Origin of the sequence: Spirillospora sp. NPDC049652, from assembly GCF_040675125.1 — a bacterium.
Taxonomy (GTDB): Bacteria; Actinomycetota; Actinomycetes; order Streptosporangiales; family Streptosporangiaceae; genus Spirillospora.
The window spans coordinates 1-1,002 of sequence record NZ_JBFAOF010001595.1; the positions used below are offsets into that span (position 1 = coordinate 1).

Sequence of the window (1,002 nt, forward strand, 5' to 3'; positions counted from 1 at the left end):
CGGGCACAGCGCCCACGGACGGCCGAGGAACAGGTCGTCGCGGGCCGCCGACGGGCCGGAGCGCTCGCGTCCGGCCAGCGGATGCCCGGGGACGTAGGACGCCAGGTCGCAGCCCACCTCGGCGGCCTGCGCGAGCGGCAGCGCCTTCACGCTCGCGACGTCGGTGTAGACGGCGGCCAGGTCGCGCTTCTGCGCGTCCAGCAGCGTCACGGCGACCGCGGCGGGCGGGACGGCGATCACGGCCAGGTCGGCGGGCCCGTCCAGGCCCCCGTCCGGCAGCGGCTCGCCCGCGCCGATCTCCGCCGCCACGGCCAGCGCGGCGGCGTCGCGGTCGGACAGGTAGACCTCCGAGCCCCGCCCGCGCAGGGCCAGCGCGATCGACGTGCCGATCAGGCCGGTGCCGATGACGACCACGCGGCCGGGGCCGCGTTCGCCGGTTCCGGAACGCTCGGGGACTGGGGTCTCTGCCACCGATCCAGCCTACTGGGCCGCGGCGGCCGGAACGTCCCACTCCGCCCAGGCCACGCCGGGTGCCTCAGCCCCCGGCCGCGGCCGCCCCGCCCCGCGCGCCGCTACTGGGCGATGTCGAGGCGGAGGGCCGTCGCCCCGCGGAGGTACACGTGCTGCACCTCCGACCGGGGACGGTCGGTCTCGATGTGCGCCATCAGCCGGATCACCCGGGGCAGCCCGTGCGGGACGGCGATCTCGCTCGCGCACATCAGCGGGACCTCCTGGAAGCCCAGCTTGCGCGCGGCGAGCGCGGGGAACTCGGCCGTCAGGTCGGGCGTCGCGGTGAACAGCACGCTGATCACGTCGTCGGTGCGGAGCGCGTTGCGCTCCATCACCGCCGTGACCAGCTCGGTGGTCGCGGCCAGGATCTCGTCCCGGTCGTCGGCCTCCACCTGGGTCGCGCCCCGGACCGCCCTCACCGCCACGGGTTCCTCCCGTCCTCGCCGTTGCTTCCAGCCCTGGTCATACCCGCCGCACCGGCGCGGGGCCCAG

General features: G+C 76.6%; 2 protein-coding genes. Both read right to left on the reverse strand.

The window, feature by feature from the left end:
- The coding region (locus AB0J52_RS42195) for a prephenate dehydrogenase/arogenate dehydrogenase family protein (protein WP_500188950.1) at nucleotides 1-471 on the reverse strand (471 nt) is incomplete at its 3' end.
- 101 nt (nucleotides 472-572) lie between these two features.
- The gene (gene aroH, locus AB0J52_RS42200; protein ID WP_500188952.1) at nucleotides 573-935 is read right to left on the reverse strand and encodes a chorismate mutase; all 363 of its coding nucleotides are present in this window, start codon (nucleotides 933-935) and stop codon (nucleotides 573-575) included.
- Nucleotides 936-1,002: the final 67 nt, after the last annotated feature.